Source organism: Rhodococcus sp. IEGM 1341, assembly GCF_030056895.1.
Lineage (GTDB): Bacteria > Actinomycetota > Actinomycetes > Mycobacteriales > Mycobacteriaceae > Rhodococcoides.
The window spans coordinates 35,941-52,671 of record NZ_JASHKV010000001.1 but is presented as its reverse complement, the minus strand read 5'-3'; the positions used below and the strand labels follow the sequence as shown (position 1 = coordinate 52,671).

At 62.8% G+C, this 16,731-nt stretch carries 13 protein-coding genes and 2 pseudogenes; 5 read left to right on the top strand and 10 right to left on the bottom strand.

Going from position 1 to position 16,731, the window contains the following annotated elements; all coding sequences use genetic code 11:
- Nucleotides 1-54: 54 nt before the first annotated feature.
- The 5 genes from QM615_RS00235 to QM615_RS00215 all read right to left on the bottom strand — a co-directional run bounded on the left by QM615_RS00235 (nucleotide 55) and on the right by QM615_RS00215 (nucleotide 5,017).
- On the bottom strand, nucleotides 55-1,089 hold the full coding sequence (locus QM615_RS00235) for an ABC transporter substrate-binding protein (protein ID WP_188078607.1): 1,035 nt from the start codon (nucleotides 1,087-1,089) through the stop codon (nucleotides 55-57).
- 279 nt (nucleotides 1,090-1,368) lie between these two features.
- Nucleotides 1,369-2,157 (bottom strand): amino acid ABC transporter ATP-binding protein, encoded by a 789-nt coding sequence (locus QM615_RS00230; protein WP_283346909.1) that lies wholly within the window; start codon nucleotides 2,155-2,157, stop codon nucleotides 1,369-1,371.
- A complete protein-coding gene (locus QM615_RS00225) occupies nucleotides 2,154-2,894 on the bottom strand; it encodes an amino acid ABC transporter permease (RefSeq protein WP_094614187.1) in 741 nt (246 codons plus the stop codon). The genes QM615_RS00230 and QM615_RS00225 overlap by 4 nt, the downstream gene beginning before the upstream one ends.
- 30 nt (nucleotides 2,895-2,924) lie before the next feature.
- On the bottom strand, nucleotides 2,925-3,785 hold the full coding sequence (locus QM615_RS00220; RefSeq protein ID WP_149405685.1) for an ABC transporter substrate-binding protein: 861 nt from the start codon (nucleotides 3,783-3,785) through the stop codon (nucleotides 2,925-2,927).
- A gap of 227 nt (nucleotides 3,786-4,012) precedes the next feature.
- Nucleotides 4,013-5,017: a LacI family DNA-binding transcriptional regulator gene (locus tag QM615_RS00215; RefSeq protein ID WP_149405684.1), complete on the bottom strand. Its 1,005-nt coding sequence runs from the start codon at nucleotides 5,015-5,017 to the stop codon at nucleotides 4,013-4,015.
- 172 nt (nucleotides 5,018-5,189) lie between these two features.
- Between QM615_RS00215 and QM615_RS00210 the strand changes: the two genes are divergently transcribed.
- Genes QM615_RS00210 through hydA form a run of 4 tightly spaced genes read left to right on the top strand, consistent with a single transcriptional unit; the run spans nucleotide 5,190 to nucleotide 9,075 of the window.
- The gene (locus QM615_RS00210; protein WP_149405683.1) at nucleotides 5,190-6,152 is read left to right on the top strand and encodes a dihydrodipicolinate synthase family protein; all 963 of its coding nucleotides are present in this window, start codon (nucleotides 5,190-5,192) and stop codon (nucleotides 6,150-6,152) included.
- Nucleotides 6,142-7,290 carry an NAD(P)/FAD-dependent oxidoreductase gene (locus QM615_RS00205; RefSeq protein ID WP_149405682.1) on the top strand — a complete coding sequence of 383 codons (1,149 nt, stop codon included), beginning with the start codon at nucleotides 6,142-6,144 and terminating at the stop codon, nucleotides 7,288-7,290. The genes QM615_RS00210 and QM615_RS00205 overlap by 11 nt, the downstream gene beginning before the upstream one ends.
- A 13-nt stretch (nucleotides 7,291-7,303) precedes the next feature.
- Entirely contained in the window at nucleotides 7,304-7,690 is a 387-nt protein-coding gene (locus tag QM615_RS00200) for an allophanate hydrolase-related protein (RefSeq protein ID WP_149405681.1), read from the top strand.
- A complete protein-coding gene (gene hydA, locus QM615_RS00195; protein WP_262498319.1) occupies nucleotides 7,660-9,075 on the top strand; it encodes a dihydropyrimidinase in 1,416 nt (471 codons plus the stop codon). Before QM615_RS00200 ends, hydA begins: the two co-directional genes overlap by 31 nt.
- A gap of 56 nt (nucleotides 9,076-9,131) precedes the next feature.
- Here the strand turns inward: hydA and QM615_RS00190 are convergent, their stop codons facing one another.
- Nucleotides 9,132-9,554 (bottom strand): phosphate acetyltransferase, encoded by a 423-nt coding sequence (locus tag QM615_RS00190; RefSeq protein ID WP_149405680.1) that lies wholly within the window; start codon nucleotides 9,552-9,554, stop codon nucleotides 9,132-9,134.
- Nucleotides 9,555-10,118: 564 nt separating this feature from the next.
- Between QM615_RS00190 and QM615_RS00185 the strand changes: the two are divergent.
- Nucleotides 10,119-11,321: pseudogene (locus tag QM615_RS00185) on the top strand (IS110 family RNA-guided transposase).
- A 461-nt stretch (nucleotides 11,322-11,782) separates the two neighbouring features.
- Here QM615_RS00185 and istB (QM615_RS00180) read toward each other — a convergent pair.
- The 4 genes and pseudogenes from istB (QM615_RS00180) to QM615_RS00160 all read right to left on the bottom strand — a co-directional run bounded on the left by istB (QM615_RS00180) (nucleotide 11,783) and on the right by QM615_RS00160 (nucleotide 16,711).
- On the bottom strand, nucleotides 11,783-12,625 hold the full coding sequence (istB, locus tag QM615_RS00180; protein WP_149405679.1) for an IS21-like element helper ATPase IstB: 843 nt from the start codon (nucleotides 12,623-12,625) through the stop codon (nucleotides 11,783-11,785).
- Between the two features lie 142 nt (nucleotides 12,626-12,767).
- Nucleotides 12,768-14,012, bottom strand: a pseudogene (locus tag QM615_RS00175) (IS21/IS408/IS1162 family transposase); the annotation flags it as partial.
- Nucleotides 14,013-14,492: 480 nt separating this feature from the next.
- Nucleotides 14,493-15,347 (bottom strand): IS21-like element helper ATPase IstB, encoded by an 855-nt coding sequence (gene istB / locus QM615_RS00165; RefSeq protein WP_149405678.1) that lies wholly within the window; start codon nucleotides 15,345-15,347, stop codon nucleotides 14,493-14,495.
- Nucleotides 15,344-16,711 carry a Mu transposase domain-containing protein gene (locus tag QM615_RS00160; protein WP_149405677.1) on the bottom strand — a complete coding sequence of 456 codons (1,368 nt, stop codon included), beginning with the start codon at nucleotides 16,709-16,711 and terminating at the stop codon, nucleotides 15,344-15,346. The genes istB (QM615_RS00165) and QM615_RS00160 overlap by 4 nt, the downstream gene beginning before the upstream one ends.
- Between the last annotated feature and the right edge of the window lie 20 nt (nucleotides 16,712-16,731).

Sequence of the window (16,731 nt, the reverse complement as noted above, 5' to 3'; positions counted from 1 at the left end):
TCGGGGTTGCCGAGGTGGGGGCAGCGGCTCGGTCTTCGATCCGAAGTTGTGGATCTAGACGGTCGTCTTGTCGATCGCCGCCGTCAGATCGACGATCTGCGCGGTGTAGCTCGCATAGTTGTTGGTCGCGTCGGTGGTCCAGTCGGCGATGTTTCCGGCCTCCGCAGCGTTGACCAGGGCCCAGGTCGGACGGTCGGCTTCCAGTTCCGCCAGCGGGGTCGAGTACGAACGAGTATCCAGCAGAATGAGATTCGGCTGATACTGACCGACATTCTCCCAACTCACGGGCGTGAAGGATCCCGAGTCGGCGGCGCGTGGAACGTCGGACTCGAGAAGCGTCAGACCCCAGTTCTGGTAGTCACGCAGTTCGGGAAACTCGTCGTTGATCGCGACGTAGTACTGGTCCGACGGGGAGATGGCCATCGCGGTCAGACCCGGCTTGGCAGCAATTGCTTCCTTCAGGTCGGCGACAGCGGAGTCGTAGGCCTCACGGTCGGCCCGGTTCGCGTCGGTATCGACGTCGGCACCGAGTTCGGTGGCCAGTGTCTCGTAGTCCTGCAGGGTCTCGGAGGAGGGCTTCTGCGCGGAGACAGCAAGGAGCGGTGCGACCTGCTCGAGTTGGTTGGCGAGGTCGGATGTTTCGAGACCGAGGCCGCCGTAGGCGTCCCCGGCGTACCAGCCGGTGATGAGCACATCGGGATCGAGGGCCGCGACCTGTTCGACGTCGATGTCGCCGTATGCCTGTCCCACGCTTTCGATGCCGTCGAGATCGAGTCCGCGCAGCGGGATCGACGACTCGAAGGAGCTCCCTCCCCAGATGCCGACCGGCTTGATGCCCAGCGGGATCAACGCTGCGGCAGCCTGTTCGCTGGCCACGATGCGCGACGGCACCGCGTCTAGTTCGACGGTTTCGCCGCGGCCGTCCACGTAGCTGAAACCGGACTCCGAACTGGTCGTGTTCGACTCCCCCGGCTCGTTGTCCGAAGAGGAACATCCGCTCAACGCGGTGACGCCCACCATCGAGAGCACTGCGAATGTCGTCGCCAGCGTGCGCCGAGATCTCCGCGTTCGAGTCGTTGAAATTCTCAAGGTCCGCATTCTTTCCCCATCATCCAAGTTAGGCAAACGTTGCCTATGTTGGGATAGACTAACCAACACGACGGGGGTTCGGTGCAGTTGGTTCGCCTCAGTGGGTCCGGTCAGTCGACCACGGTGTCGACCGATGACGTTCCCGGTGCCGACGGGACCCATGGCTTCAGAGGTTGGACGACATCGCGATAGAAGGCGTCGACGGACCCGACAGCGTGCCCCCCCCAGCTCGACATTCATTCGACCTACGGCACGCATGGTCGGCACCACCTACGCCCGTCAGAGAATGCGACTCAAGAATTGTTGTGTACGAGCGCTTTTGGGATTGTCGAAGAACTCACCGGGAGGTGCCTCTTCCACGATCTTCCCGTCGCTCATGAACACGACCCTGTCTGCGGCCGCCTTCGCGAAGCCCATTTCGTGGCTGACCACCACCATCGTCATGCCCTCGTCGCGCAGTCGAAGCATGACGTCGAGGACCTCGTTGACCATCTCGGGATCGAGGGCAGACGTTGGCTCGTCGAACAGCATCACTTCGGGCTTCATCGCCAACGCTCGGGCGATCGCCACGCGTTGCTGCTGACCACCGGACAGTTGTGACGGGTAGTTCTCCCCCTTGTCCGACAGGCCGACGAGGTCGAGCAGTTCCTGAGCTTGCCTGCGCGCCTTGTCCTTCTGCGTACCGAGAACATGACGCGGACCCGATGCGACGTTGTCCAGCGCCGTCATCATGGGAAACAGGTTGAAGCTCTGGAACACCATTCCTGTGTGGTGCCGCTGCTTGGCGATCTGCGCCTCCGACAGCGGCGTTCGCTTGGCCCCTTCCGAGAAGCCCATCATCTCGCCGCATACTCGGACGGTCCCGGATTCGATCGTCTCGAGGCAGTTGAGCGTGCGCAGCAGGGTGCTCTTTCCACTTCCCGACGGCCCGAGGAGCAGGACCACTTCCCCTTTGTCCACCGTGAAATCGATGTCGTCGAGGACGACGAGATCGTTGTAGGCCTTCGTCATATTCCTGACCTCGACCATCGTCGTGGCCTTTGCGGTCGCAGACGTCGCACTCGTCATCGGTTCACAGCCTCGGCTTTCATCGCGCTGTCGTCGAGCTTCGGACTCGACGGGCCGCCCTTACGGCGGTAATTGCGGTCGTATCCACGTCCTACTCGTACTTCGATCATCTTCTGAATCAACCCCCACAGAGTTGTCAGCACCAGGAAGTACAACGCTGCCGCGCAGAGCCCTTCCAGCACTCGGAAATTCACCTGCACCAAGAACTGCGTCCGACGCAACAGTTCCTGCACCGAGATGACCGATACCAGCGTTGTGGTCTTGAGCAATCCGTTGAAGCTGTTTCCGAGTGGAGGAATCATCACCCGCAGCGCCTGTGGAAGAACCACCACGCGGAAGACCTTCGTGGGTGACATACCGAGGGCCCGTGCCGCTTCCGTTTGTCCGGTGGGAACCGACAGCAATCCGGATCGGACTATTTCCGACAGGTATGCGGCTTCGTTGAGAACCAGGCCGACGAGTGCCGCCTCGATCACACCCAGTTTGATACCGACCTGAGGCAGTCCGGTGTAGATGATCACCAACTGCACCAGTAGAGGCGTGCCACGCATCAGCCACACGTAGAACCCGGCGACTATCCGCAGGGGTACGAGCTTGGACGATCGCGCGGAGGCCACCACCACTGCGAGAGCGAGTCCGAGGATCATGCTGACTACGGTGAGCCAGATAGTGACCCACGCGCCTTCGAGCAGCTGGGTGCTCGTCAGGATGGAGAAGAATGCGTCCCAGGACCACATGGGGGTGCCTTTCGACTTGCGTTGGTCGGATCAGCTGTCGAGAGGACCGGTGCTGACGGCGATATCGCCCTCGTATCCGGTGACGTCGTACTGCTCGAACAGATCGGGCAGATATCCATCGCTCCTCATCTCCGAGAGCACACGCGCCACCTCAGCGGAGGATTTGCTGCCCTTGGCGAATCCCATGGCAAGGGGTGCCTCGTTGATTCCACCGACGGCTGTCTCGAAGCGTCCGTCTTCCTGGTAGAACGACGTGACCGACTCGACGATGGAGGTGCCGTCGAGCTGTCGCGCCGAAAGCGCTTGATAGGCATCAGCATTGGTCTTGAACGTCTGCACCGTCAGCGCCGGCTTTCCTTCGGCCGCAAATTCCTCGGCCATGGCGGTCAACGTGTCGAACTCGTATCCGGGCGCTTCGACCCCGATGGTCTTGCCCGCCAGATCGTCCACGCTCGAGATCGATTCGGGGTTGCCCGAGGGCACCGAGATCGAGACTGCCTGCACCTCGTACGGAACGAGATCGATGGTCTCGGCGCGTGCGGGCGTGTAGAACATGCCGGTGTCGATCATGTCCCAGCGGCCGGCCTGCACACCGGGAATCTGCGCCTCGAACTCTATGTTGACGAACTTCGGCGTCAGACACAGGCGCTTGGCGATCTCCTTACCGAGGTCGACGCGCATGCCGATCACGTCCCCGTTCGGATCGACGTACTGCATGGGCGGAAGAGTTGCGTTGGTGGCCATCGTCAGTACGCCTTCCTCGGCGAGGTCCGAAGCACCGAGCGTGGGTGTGCAGTCCGTCGGCGCGGCTACGGAATCGTCCGAGGAACTACAGGCAGTGAGGCCCGCTACCACAACAGCGATAGCGGCGAGTCCTGTTAACTTGCGCATTGAGCGAGCCTTTCGATATCGACTGCAGCACTACACGTTCGAGGACGGGGCGGCAGCGACGATGATGGAGTGGTTCGAGAAGAGTCGATCCTTTGGGATCGATTGCACCAAGCGTCGCAGACGAATTCGGAGGCGTCAACGCGGTTAACACTGCCGACACGCGGTACATCAACTGTTAACCGTTCGCACGTGATCGCGATCCCGATTCCTGCAATCGAAAACTTCTTTCACAGCTCGGCACACGACGCCCGCTCCACCAGACGAGCGCCGATTCGATACGTACGCCCGTCGGGTTCGGCCGAGTCCTTGATCTGCTGGAACAACAGGTCCATGGCCACGTTGGCCAATTGGGCCGCGCCGTTGTCGACGACTGTGATTGCCGGCTGCCACATCGCGAGCCACGGCATGTCCTCGTGGCAGATCAGCGACAACTCGTCCGGCACCGAGACACCCCTGCCGACGAGCGTGGGCAGGATGCCGAAGACAGCCTCGTGATTGGCTGCGTACAGAGCGGTCATCGCCTGGGGTGCATCCAGTAGCGAGTTGATCGCTTCGGCGCCGAATTCGGTGGTGAACGGCCCTTTTCGGACGATCGTCTCGTCGACCGGAATACCTGCGTCGGCCAACGCCAGTCGATAGCCCTCGTAGCGCTCACGTCCGGACGTCGCATCCTCGTTTCCACCGATGTAGCCGATCCGGCTGTGCCCGAGCTCGACCAGGTGCGCCGTCGCGTCGCGAGCACCCGTCACGTCGTCTGCCAGCACCGTCGACGCCGAGCTCCCCTTGACCGAACGGATCAGGTTGACCACCGCACGGCCCTGTTCCAGAAGCGCATTCGACGCCGCCGCACTCCGTCCACTGCCGATCACGATCGTGCCGTCGACGTTGTGCTCGCCCAGCATGGCCAGGACGTCGTTCTCACGCGCCGGATCGGCATCGGTGATGCAGAGCAGGACCTGAAATCCGCCGGCTGCCGCCCTCTTCTGGACCACCTCGGCGACTGTGTGAAAGGTCGCGTTGAGCAGGTTGTTCATGACCAGACCGATCAAGTGCGATCTGTTGGAGCGCAGCGCGCTCGCAGCCCTGTTCGGCCGATATCCGAGAACCCGGGCCGCATCCTCGACCGCTGCACGGGTCTCCGCAGAGATCAGTGACGATCCACTCAATGCGCGTGATGCCGTGCTGCGCGAAACCCCTGCAGCGCTCGCAACGTCGATCAAGGTGACCGCCATCGGTTCTCCGTTCTCTTGCTTCACGCCTCGGACAGACATATTCGACAGCGGTCGCGTTACAAGTACGTTTCCGGCTTGACGACTCGACCACCCCGAAGGCAGTCTATGCAATCGATCCCACAAATGCGGGTACGACGCGTCGTCGATCGTCCCGAGCCCGAAAGGCACTCCTATGAATCGCGATGATGTCGCGTGGTCCGGTTACTGGCCCGCTGCTCCCACACCGTTCACGCAGTCGGGTGAAGTCGACACCGAGGCAATTTTCGACCTGATGAATCTCTACGCGCAGACGGGTGTTCACGGTGTACTCGTGAACGGCAGCACAGGCGAATGGTTCAGTCAGAGCGACAACGAACGAAAGATCGTCGCGGAAGCGTCGATCGAAGCAGTTTCAGGCCGCTTCCCTGTCGTGATCGGTGTCAGTGCGTACACAGCTGCGCAGTCCTCCGCACTTGCCAAGCACGCTGCTTCCGTCGGCGCAGACGGCATACTGGCGACACCTCCGCCCTACGTGCACACGTCGGCGGAAGAGACATTCCAGTACTACCGAAGCGTCAGTACCGCAACATCGTTGCCGTTCATGGCCTACAACTGGCCACGTGGCGTTTCGGTCGACATGGGCACCGCACCCGGCCTGTTCTCTCGACTGGCCGACCTGGAGAACGTCGTCGCGATCAAGGACAGCACCGGTGATTGGCTCGCCATGCTCGACACCGTCGAGGCCGTGTCCGGCCGCGTCCGTGTCTTCGGGAGCTTCCTGCATCGACGCGGCCTTGCCACGCTGCTCGACCTTGGTGGGGACGGCAACATCGACGGCGGTGGGGTGGGCGCGCCCTTCGCGGTGCCGTTCTACGAGGCGGTCGCTGCACGTGACGCCGACACCGCGCGCATGTGGGTCGATCGTTATCGCGCGTTCTCGGGCCGGCTCATCGCGTCCGACTACAGCGGCGTCTACGCCTCCCCCATCCCCCAGTTGAAGGCCGTGATGAACCTTCTCGGCCAACCGGGAGGCACCGTGCGCGAACCGCTGTTGCCGGTCACCGACGCCGACACGCTTGCCGCGCTGCAATCGGTCATCGTCGAATCGGGTATCGACGATGCCTACGCGACCGTAGGAGCTGTCCATGCGGTCTGAGGTCGACGTCGTTGTCATCGGAGCCGGAATCGTCGGTGCAGCAACGGCTCTCGCCCTCACCCGCGCGGGATCCCGCGTTGCTGTGCTCGATCGCACCCTACCCAACACCGCCGGCTCCGGTACGACTGCGGGCAACCTGCACATCCAGACCATTCATACGCGCAGGCCCGGGCAGGGCACAGCCGTCGACGTCGAACAACTGCTTCCATTGCAAAAGTCGACGAGCTCGCTGTGGAACACACTGGACGAGACGGTGCCCGGTCTCGGGCTGAACCGATGCGGCGGGTTCATGGTGGCCGAAACCGAGGAGCAGGTCCACGCCCTCATCGCGAAGCACCGATGGGAACGAGCTGCGGGGATCCCGACGGAGGTACTGAGCGGCGAAGACGCTCGGCAGGCGCTGCCTCTGTTCGGCCCGAGCGTTCAGGCCGCAACCTGGTGTCCGTGGGACGGATTCGCAGAACCCGACCTCGCCGGTCCTGCCCTGTTGCGGCAGGCCGCGGTCGAAGGAGCGTCTGTACATCCGTCGACACCGGTCACCGGATTGACCCGCGACGGTGATGTCTGGACAGTGCGCACCAACGGTGGAACGTGGATTGCACCCGTAGTGATGGACGTTGCCGGTCCGTGGATGGCTCCGATCGCGGCTATGGCAGGGGTATCGCTCGATCTCGTTCCGACCTCGTTGCAGATGCACTCGCTCGATGCCGCACCTCGGACGCTCGAAGTGCTGGTGCAGCACGTCGGCGAGGGAATGTCGATCAAGCAGAACCGAACGGGACGCCTCGTCCTCGGCGGCGGTTGGCCTGCAGGTGCGTTCCACGACAGCGAGAAGGCCCCGAGCAGATCCGACAGCACCACAGGAAATCTGGAGCAGGTTCGACGGCTTCTGCCTGCGCTTGCCCAGAATGCGCTCCTCGATACCTGGACCGGCCCCGTGGTCACCACCCCCGACGAGATGCCGGTCATCGGCGAACTCGCTGCAGCCCCAGGCCTCTTCGTGGCCGGCGGCACCTACTCCTTCACTTTCGCGCCACTGTGGGGGCAGGTTCTCTCGGCCCTTTCGCGAGGCACCGAACCCGAGGTCGACGTATCCGCGTTCTCCCCCGACCGTCTCGTCCGTCTTCACACTCACTGAAAGAGGGCTTCACATGGCACTGGTCACGATGTTCGTCAACGGACAAGCGATGTCCGGCGGCACCCTGAACGACGCATTGCACAAAGCGCGATTGGTCGGGAAAGTCGACACCGCCCCGAAATACCGCTTCTTCTCCGTGCGCGACGAATTTCCCGGTTTGCACCCGGTCTCAACCGATGGATTCGTAGTACCGGGCGAGCTGTACGAGGTCGAGTACGACGTACTACGCGACGAGCTCCTTCCCAGGGAACCGAAGGAACTCGAACTCGGCGTCATCGAGTTGGCGGACGGCTCGGGCTCCCTGTCGATGCGAATGCGTGAGAGCTATCTGACGGCCACGGGTGTCACCGACATCAGTGACCGCGGCGGATGGCTGACCTACCTCGCGAGCACACGATGAAGGTCGTGCGCGGCGGAACGGTCGTCGAATCCCATTGGGCGGCTCCGGCAGACCTGCTCATCGACGACGGCAGGGTCGTTGCGGTGCTGACCCCAGGGAGCGAGGTCGACGCGGCTGCGGAGGTCATCGATGCAACCGGCAAGCTCGTCATGCCGGGTGGAGTCGATCCACACTGCCACGTCGGGTTCACCTCCGGCGAATTCACCTCGCTCGACTCGTATCTCGAGTGCACGACGGCGGCCGTGTTCGGCGGTACCACCACGATCATCGACTTCGCTATCCCCCGTCCCGGTCAAGAGCCGCTCGACGCTGCCGAGGTGCAGCGAGCGAAAGCGTCGAGCGGACTGTGCGATTCGGCTCTGCACGCCTGCGTCGTCGAGTGGACCGACACCACCGCCGACCAACTGAAAACACTGGCGGACGGCGGTATTCGGACGGTCAAGATGTTCACCACCTACGCCGGTGAGACGATGGCGAACGAACACACCATCCTCAACACGATGCAGGCTACTCGCGATCTCGGCGGAATGGTCATCATCCACTGCGAGTCCGACGCGATCGTCACCGACGCGCAGAACCTCGCAGCCGCATCCGACGGAGTCGATGCCGCACACATGTCGCAGACGCGGCCGGAGCTCGCCGAGACTGCCTCGGTCGCCGCCATTCTCGCGATCGCCGAATCACAGAGTGCGCCGGTCTATTTCGTGCATCAGTCGACTCCGGCTGCCGTCGAACTGGTCGCGGACGCTCGTAAGCGAGGGCTCGTCGCCTTCACCGAATCGGTCGCCCACCATCTGATCCTCGACGACTCGGCCTACAAGGGTGAACAACCCGAACGTTTCGTCTGCTGCCCACCGCTGCGCTCGGCCGAGGTGGTCGAGGAACTCGGGCGACACCTGTTCACCGGGCACATCACCACCATCGGTTCCGACCATTGCTGCTACGACACCGCACAGAAGCAGGTGCACAGCCACGACGTGCGGCACATGCCCAACGGACTGCCCGGAGTCGAGACGCGTCTTCCCGTGATCTACTCGCACTACGTCGACGGATTGGGTCTGACTGCAAGCAGATTCGTGGAGTTGACCTCGTCGAATCCAGCGCGCACCAACGGCTTGTATCCCCGCAAGGGATCACTGATGCCGGGGTCCGACGCCGACATCGCGATCTGGGATCCCGAACTGGAATGGACGGTAACCACCGAAACACTGCACATGGCGACCGACTACACCCCCTACGAGGGACACCGACTTCGAGGAAAGCCGGTCACCGTGATGGTGGGCGGCGAGATTGTCGTCCACGACGGCGAACTCGTCGACGCCACTCCCCGCGGCCGACACCTCGAAGCGGCACCCCTCGACTTCAGCGGGGCATTCAGCATGTGAGGCCCGGACTTCTACCGTCGACGGGTTCGGCTGCCTCGACGTGCTACCCCTTCGGACTACTTATCGGCGAGAGCTACTGCCGCCGCCAAGTATTCACGTGAGTCGCGAAACGTCTGTGCGACCCCACGTCCCGCAATGGCGTGATACCGACTGATTCGGTCGTCATCGAGAGCCTCGAGGACGGTGGTGGAATCCGCGTGCATCCAACCACCGTCTCGGACCAGTTCGTGGGCACGCTTACCGTGCAGGGCAGAAATTCCCTCGACCCTGATCCCCTTCGGATCGGTCGACGCCGCGAGGTAGTAGGCCTTCTTGCCGGAGTAGCCGGCCTTGACCTTCTCGCGCAACCGGAAGACGGCATCGGCCGCATCGTCGATAGCCGATGCCTGTTCGTCAGAGCCTGATTCGGCGGCAGAGATTCGCGCGATCTCCCCATCGATCGCAGAAAGCAATGTGGCGAGGTATTCGGGATCGCTCATAGGCCCATGATGCCCTAGAGCAGTGACCTCTCGAACCAGCACCCGACTGGAGACTATCGACACCCGTACCGCTCGGGGGTCAACCTGACCGACTGCGCAGTTCAGATGCCTGCCGGCAATGTCATGGGCCACTGACGAGGCGGAGCTGTCCGAACGGTTGCCCGCACCACCTGCAGCTTCCATCCAAGTAGTCGTGGCGTCTTCGACCTGCAATGTGTCGGGCTAACAGGATTGAACCTGCGACCACTTGACCCCCCAGCTAGATCGACGATACTTCGATGGTCCCGCCCGGACGCACCGCACTGGCCTGAACAGGCATTTTTGTCCGAACCGGTTCACGTCGTTCCCCCAGCCCGTTATCTTTTAGCTGGTCCTTAAAACCGAGGGATACGGTCGCCAGACCCGGTATGACTTCTCGCCCCTGCCATCAATGATCCGGGGGTGGTGTCGCCGAGTGTGGTGGCGTCGACGGACCGATGATCGTGAGCAGGTCTCTTCATAACATGGGTGTCGGGTGTTGACGTCGGATCGGCGACCGGAGGTAACCGGACGAAGGACTGCTTCATGGACACGAGTTGCGCCGTGTTTTGCGGCTTCGACGTGGGAAAATCCGAACATCACGCCGTCGGTCTCGCCGTCGACGGAACCCGTCTCTACGACAAAGCCCTACCCAATGAGGAGGCCCGCCTGCGCGCAGTGTTCGACCGCCTCGCCACACGCGGGTCGCTCTTGATCGTCGTCGATCAGCCCAACACGATCGGCGCCCTGCCGGTCACCGTCGCCCGCTCCTGCGGGCACCAGGTCGCGTACCTTCCAGGTCTGTCGATGCGCCGAATCGCAGATCTGGATTCCGGGCAAGCCAAAACTGATGCGCGGGATGCGTTCATCATCGCCGACACGGCCCGGACCATGCCCCACACGCTGCGGCAAGTCGATACCGGCGATGACACACTCGCCGAGCTGGATGTGCTGATCGGTTTCGATGACGATCTCGCCGGTGAAGCAACCCGCATCAGCAACCGAATCCGCGGACTGCTGACCGCCCTTCACCCCGCGCTCGAAGGAGTCCTCGGACCGCATGTGACACACCCGGCAGACCCGGCAGTGCTCGAGATCCTGTCCCGCTGCGGTGGCCCCGCCGGCATCCGCACTGCTGGTAAACGGAAACTGACCGCTATCGCCGCCAAAAACGCACCCAGGATGGGGGCAAGACTGGTTGCGGAGATCTAGGCCGCACTCAACGCTCAGACGGTAGTGGTGCCCGGGTCCGCGGCTGCCGAGACTGTTCTACCCAAACTGGCGGACTCGCTCAAAGAGACACTGCAGCAACGGAAAACAATCGCTGTGGACGTGGAGAGGATGCTCGATGCCCACCCTCTTTTCTCGGTCCTGATCTCGATGCCAGGCATCGGAGTCAGGACAGCAGCACGCATCCGTCTCGAAGTCGGTGACGGTTCGGCATTCAAATCAGCAGGACACCTCGCCGCGTACGCGGGCATCGCACCCGTGACCCACCGATCCGGCACCTCGATCCGAGGTGAGCACCCAGCGAGATCAGGAAACCGCAAACTCAAACGCGCGTTGTTCTTTTCGGCCTATGCCGCATTGCACGACCCCACCAGTCGCGCTTACTACGACCGCAAACGAGCCGAAGGCAAGAAACACAACGCAGCCCTCATCTGCCTCGCCCGCCGCCGATGCGACGTCCTGTCCGCCATGCTCGAGGACAAGACCCTATTCCAAGCGCCCGCAGCTCACGCAGCTTGACTGACACCATAGGGACACCCCCCAGTTCAACCGAGTAGTGACACGCTCGAGGCACGCTTAAACACCGAATGCATCGGCTGGATGCACCGAAGTCCCCACACCATACGGGTCCACCATTGCGAAAAGTGACCGAATCACCGACCCACGACGGTCTCATACCCAGACCGCCGGGGGGCCACGCAAAAGACGCCCCTCTTACCTACGTTTCCGCTGGCGAGGGGATCGTTTTTGTGCGCCATCAGGGACTCGAACCCCGGATGATCTGTACAAGAGATGACAATTCAACTGGATGCACTCAGGTCCATCATTGGCCTCTTGAGCCGGGTGTTCTGCGAATCGCAGTGAACCCCGTGTCCGCTGTTCACCGGCCCACAGGTACATGTTCTGAAATCGATTCTGTGACGAGGCTCAGCGAAATTCCCCAACCGCGCTCACCGAAATTCCCCACTCGTGAGCGGTCTTCACTGTAGTGGTTGGCGGGTTCCGGTGGTGGCTTTGCGGAGCTTCTCCGATCGGGCGTTGTGGTCTCGCAGCCGGTAGGAATCGCCGTCGAGGTTGAGCACGACGGAGCGATGCAGGAGCCGGTCGAGCATCGCTGCTGCGACGGTGTTGTCACCGAGCACCTCGCCCCACGATCCGACTCCACGGTTGGTCGTCATCACGATCGATGTCTTCATATACCGTTGCGAGACAACCTGAAACAGCGCCGATGCAGCCTCACCGGGCAGTGGAAGGTAGCCGAGTTCGTCGATCACCAACAGGGTCGGGCCGGCATAGAAACGCATCGTCGTCGCCCACCGGCCCTCCAGCGCAGCTCGATGGCAGCGGGCAGCGAGATCAGCAGCGGTAGTGAAATATGTTCGATACCCGGCATGCGCAGCAGCCCTCGCGAGCCCGACCGACAGATGCGTTTTCCCGACTCCGGGCGGGCCGATGAGCAGCACATTCGTCGCCGTCTCGAGGTATCGGCAGGTCGCGAGCTCGTCGATGAGCTTGCGATCGACACCCGCGGCGGCGTCGTAGTCGAAGTCCTCGAGCGACGCCGGTGTCGGCAAACATGCGAACCGCAGTCGTCCGGTCAACCGGCGTACCTCGGTGGCCTCGACTTCGATCGAAAGCAACCGGTCCAACGCCGCGGTCATCGACAGCTCCTCCGCTGCTGCTTGGTCGAGGACCGAGGGTAACGCTTCGGCGGCATCGTGGAGTTTCAGGACCGCCAGATGCCCGCGAAGACGTTGATAGAGACTCGCTGCTTCGGCTGTGTTCGGTGCCGGCATCCGGTCGCCTGTTTTCTTGTCGGCCATAAGAGGGTGTTCCTTCCGTGTGCGGCCCGTTCGTAGATCGACAGGTCGTAGATGACCGCGGCTGTATCAGTGGATTCAGCTGCATGACAGCCGCTTTCGCGCCGTCCATCTCTGGAGGACAGTGTTGATTCGGCCGAGGTTCGGAGCTTCTCGGCGGCAGCGAGAGCGTCGGGTCCGTGGGGATTCGTTCTTTGAGGCGGTGCGGACGGCCGGTGTTCGCACCCGCCATCGCTGCTTGTTCGAGGGCGTAGATGTGGCCGTGGTCGCGGACCATCGCCCCGGTGCCATCGGCAGCGAGACGATGTCGGGCGATGGTGATGCCGGATGTGGTGACGATGTCGATGACATCGGAGCCCAGGACGTGCGTCACTGTCACAGCGGCACAGGTAAGTTCGGGTGGGACCGAGTAGCGGTTGCCGCGATAGGAGACCAGCGCTTGGCGCGAGACGACGCGGTCGGTGGTCAGGATCGCTGGATATGCAGCCGCGGGCATCGGATGCAACCCCTCGGTGGTGGCGATCGTCGCCACCGACGCCTTCCCGTCTTTCGTGGGTCGCAGCCGGGTGTCACTGCGCAGACTGCAGAACCGGTCGAGGCTTGCTTGGGCTTGCTCGACGGTCAGATCGTCGGCGACTGTGCGCCACCACCGTTGGGCTGCAGTGTGATTGGACTTCTCTACCGCACCTTTGCGGTTGCCGCGGCGGGGTGGGCAGATGGCAACGGAGACACCGTAATACTTGGCGACGCCCGCGAAGCTGGCCGTGATGCGACCGGAGTCGGGGTGGCAGACTGTCGCCATCCGATCGAACCGCCAGACTCGGCTGACTCCGCCGAGGCCCCGGCAGATGCGGTCGAGTCCGTCGACGACATGCGGTTGGGTCATGTTCGGTGCGAGGACCCCGCGCCATTTGCCCGAGCACGCCAACGTTCCAACGAACAGATGCGCCATCGAACCCCACCCCCAGGAGGCGGGCGGGTTGGGTAGATCGACCCAATCCCATTGGGTCTCTTCACCTGGCGGGTGATCGATGACTGCGTTGGGTCTTTCGGTTGCGGTCAGGCAGGCTTTGCAGATCGGACGGAGTTTGAGCTCGCGGATCTTGCGGTGCAGCGTTTGATACGACATCGAATATCCGAGGTCTTCGAGCTCGTCGCACAACGTGCGAACCCACAGGTGCGGGTCCTCGGACAGGCGTGCGATGACGTAGGCCAGGAACACCTCGAACGGATCCGGGATGCTGCGTTTACGCACTCCGGGGGTGGTGGTCCCGTTGAGGTAGGACCGGATGGTCTTGCGGTCGCGGCCGGTGTGTCTCGCGATGTCGGCGATCTTCCAGCCTCGTTGATGCAGGGCGTGTATTTCCACGTCTTCCTCCCGTGTAAGCATGAGGAGCGGGTCTCCTTCGGGTAGCTGGTGTGTGGTCAGAGACCATCAGCATCCGGGGAGACCCGCCCTCGTTGGCGGTGCCACACGGGTGGGGAATTTCAGTGAGCGTCAGTGGGGGATTTCGATGAGCGCCGTCAACAGCTGCGATCACCTCATCGCTCACCGCGTCGGCATCGTCGGTTCTGGTCAGGCCGGCTGCTTGGGCTGCCTCGACGTAACGGCGGACCGTCTTACGATCCACACCGGCATGCTCGGCGATCGTGCGCAGCCCCGGAGCTGGCAGTGCCGCCGTCCCGAGCCACAGCCGTAGTACTTCTCTGATTTCGTTCACACTGATCTCCCGAAAAGCCATGCTCACCGACCTCCGTGACGGACTTTGTGCTGTCACAGACGATCGAACGAGCAAACGACGGGACCATGATGGCGCTCGTCGAAAGTGCTCAACTTCGCTCAGCGAAAGTGCTCACCCGGTAGCGGTGATCACTGTAGCGGTTGACGGGTCCCGGTGACGGCTTTGCGGAGCTTTTCCGAGCGTGCGTTGTGGTCGCGGAGCCGGTAGGAATCACCGGACATATCGAGGACTACCGACCGATGCAGGAGACGGTCGAGCATGGCTGCTGCGACGGTGTCGTCACCGAGAACCGTTCCCCACGAACCGACACCACGATTGCTGGTGATCACGATCGATGTCTTCATATACCGTTGCGAAACAACCTGAAACAACGCCGACGCCGCCTCTCCCGGCAAAGGCAGATACCCGAGTTCGTCGATCACCAACAGTGTCGGCCCGGCATAGAACCGCATCGTCGTCGCCCATCTACCTTCGATCGCAGCCCGGTGACATCGAGCGGCGAGATCGGCGGCGGTGGTGAAATACGTCCGATACCCGGCATGCGCAGCAGCCCGCGCCAGCCCGACCGACAGATGCGTCTTCCCGACCCCGGGCGGGCCGATGAGCAGCACATTGGTCGCGGTCTCCAGATATCTGCAGGTCGCGAGCTCATCGATCAGCTTCTTGTCGACCCCGGCGGCATTGTCGAAGTCGAAGTCCTCGAGCGATGCCGGGGTCGGCAGGCACGCGAACCGCAACCTGCCTGCCAACCGCCGCGCTTCGGTGGCAGCAACCTCGATCGAGAGCAACCGCTCCAACGCCGCCGTCATCGACAGCTCCTCCGCCGCGGCCTGGTCGAGGACCGCCGGCAACGCTTCGGCGGCGTCGGCGAGTTTGAGGACCCCGAGATGCCCGCGCAAACGTTGGTAAAGGCTCGCGGCTTCCGCGGTGTTCGGTGCGGGAAGATGATCGGCAGCGGTCCGTGGTGTCGGTGTGTCACTCATGTGAGAGTGTTCCTTCCCCGTGCAGCCCGCTCGTAGGTCGAGAGGTCGATGACATCCGATGGTGTTGCCGTAGAACTGGATTCGGCATCCGAGGTGAGCGAACTCTGAAGGTCTCTGCCACGCAACGCTTCCGCTGCGTTCAGCGCATCAGGACCTGGCGGTATCCGTTCCTTGCGGCGGTGCGGTTTACCGGTGTTCGCGGTCGCCATCGCGGCCCGTTCGAGGGCGACGACATGACCGCTGTCGCGGACGATCATGCCGAGACCGTCGGCTGCGACCGCATGCCTGGCGACAGTGATGCCGGAGGCAGTGACGATGTCGAGATGACTACCACCGACCGGGCGGGTGACGGTGACCTGCGCGGACGCCAACTCCGGAGGCACGGAGTACTGGTTGCCGCGGTAGGACACCAACGCTTGCCGCGACGCCGTCCGACTGTCGCCGAGGATCACCGGATACGCGGTCGCCGGCGGTGCCTGCAAGGGTTCGGCCGCTGCGAGGTCGGCGACGGTGCTGGTCCCGTTCGGGGTGTGGCGGGTGCGACTGTCGGAGATGACGGCACAGAAGTTGTTGAGATGAGCTTGGGCCTGCTCGACGCTCATGTCCGGTCGCGATCTCCACCATCGCTGCGCTGCAGTGTGATTCGCTTTCTCCACGACGCCTTTGCGGTTCCCTCGCCGCGGAGGGCAGATCGCGACCGAGACCCCGTAATGCTTCGCGACGCCGGCGAAGCTGGCGGTCACCGCACCGGACTCTGGGTAGCAGACCGTGGCCATCCGGTCGAAACGCCAGACTCGGGTGATGCCGCCGAGAGCGCGGGAGACGCGGTCGAGATTGTCGACCAGATGCGGTTGATCCATCGACGGGGTCAACACCGCCCGCCACTTACCCGAATGTGCGAGCGAACCGACCCACAGGTGTGCTGTTCTGCCCCAACCCCATTCAGTCGGCGGGTTCGGGAGATCGACATAGTCCCATTGCGTTTCTTCACCCGGTGGGTGGTCGATGATGGCGTTGGCTCGGTCGGTTGCGGTCCTGCAGGCCAGGCAGATCGGGCGTAGTTTCTGTTGCCGGACCTTGCGGGTCATCGTCGGATAGGACAGTGCGAAACCCAGGGCCAACAGTTCGTCGAACAGGGCGACCGCCCACAGGTGCGGGTCCTCGGTGAATCGGTAGCGGATGTAGTCGACGAAGTCCTCGAACGGGTCCGTCGTGGACTTTCGTCGCACACCTGGGGTGGTGGTGCCGTTGATGTAGTTGCGGACGGTGCGGCGGTTGCGGCCGGTGTGGCGGGCGATGTCCGAGATCGACATGCCTCGTTTGTGCAGTGCGGATATCTCCATGTCCTCTTCCCATGTAAGCATGAGATCGCGGGTCTCCTTCG

Bases quoted from the DNA above. Each gene is read 5' to 3' on its own strand.
- QM615_RS00225 (WP_094614187.1), bottom strand. From the start codon at position 2,894: ATGTGGTCCTGGGACGCATTCTTCTCCATCCTGACGAGCACCCAGCTG.
- QM615_RS00220 (WP_149405685.1), bottom strand. From the start codon at position 3,785: ATGCGCAAGTTAACAGGACTCGCCGCTATCGCTGTTGTGGTAGCGGGC.
- QM615_RS00160 (WP_149405677.1), bottom strand. From the start codon at position 16,711: ATGCTTACATGGGAAGAGGACATGGAGATATCCGCACTGCACAAACGA.
- QM615_RS00200 (WP_149405681.1), top strand. From the start codon at position 7,304: ATGGCACTGGTCACGATGTTCGTCAACGGACAAGCGATGTCCGGCGGC.
- hydA (WP_262498319.1), top strand. From the start codon at position 7,660: ATGGCTGACCTACCTCGCGAGCACACGATGAAGGTCGTGCGCGGCGGA.
- istB (WP_149405678.1), bottom strand. From the start codon at position 15,347: ATGAGTGACACACCGACACCACGGACCGCTGCCGATCATCTTCCCGCA.
- QM615_RS00210 (WP_149405683.1), top strand. From the start codon at position 5,190: ATGAATCGCGATGATGTCGCGTGGTCCGGTTACTGGCCCGCTGCTCCC.
- QM615_RS00205 (WP_149405682.1), top strand. From the start codon at position 6,142: ATGCGGTCTGAGGTCGACGTCGTTGTCATCGGAGCCGGAATCGTCGGT.
- QM615_RS00190 (WP_149405680.1), bottom strand. From the start codon at position 9,554: ATGAGCGATCCCGAATACCTCGCCACATTGCTTTCTGCGATCGATGGG.
- QM615_RS00215 (WP_149405684.1), bottom strand. From the start codon at position 5,017: ATGGCGGTCACCTTGATCGACGTTGCGAGCGCTGCAGGGGTTTCGCGC.
- istB (WP_149405679.1), bottom strand. From the start codon at position 12,625: ATGGCCGACAAGAAAACAGGCGACCGGATGCCGGCACCGAACACAGCC.
- QM615_RS00230 (WP_283346909.1), bottom strand. From the start codon at position 2,157: ATGACGAGTGCGACGTCTGCGACCGCAAAGGCCACGACGATGGTCGAG.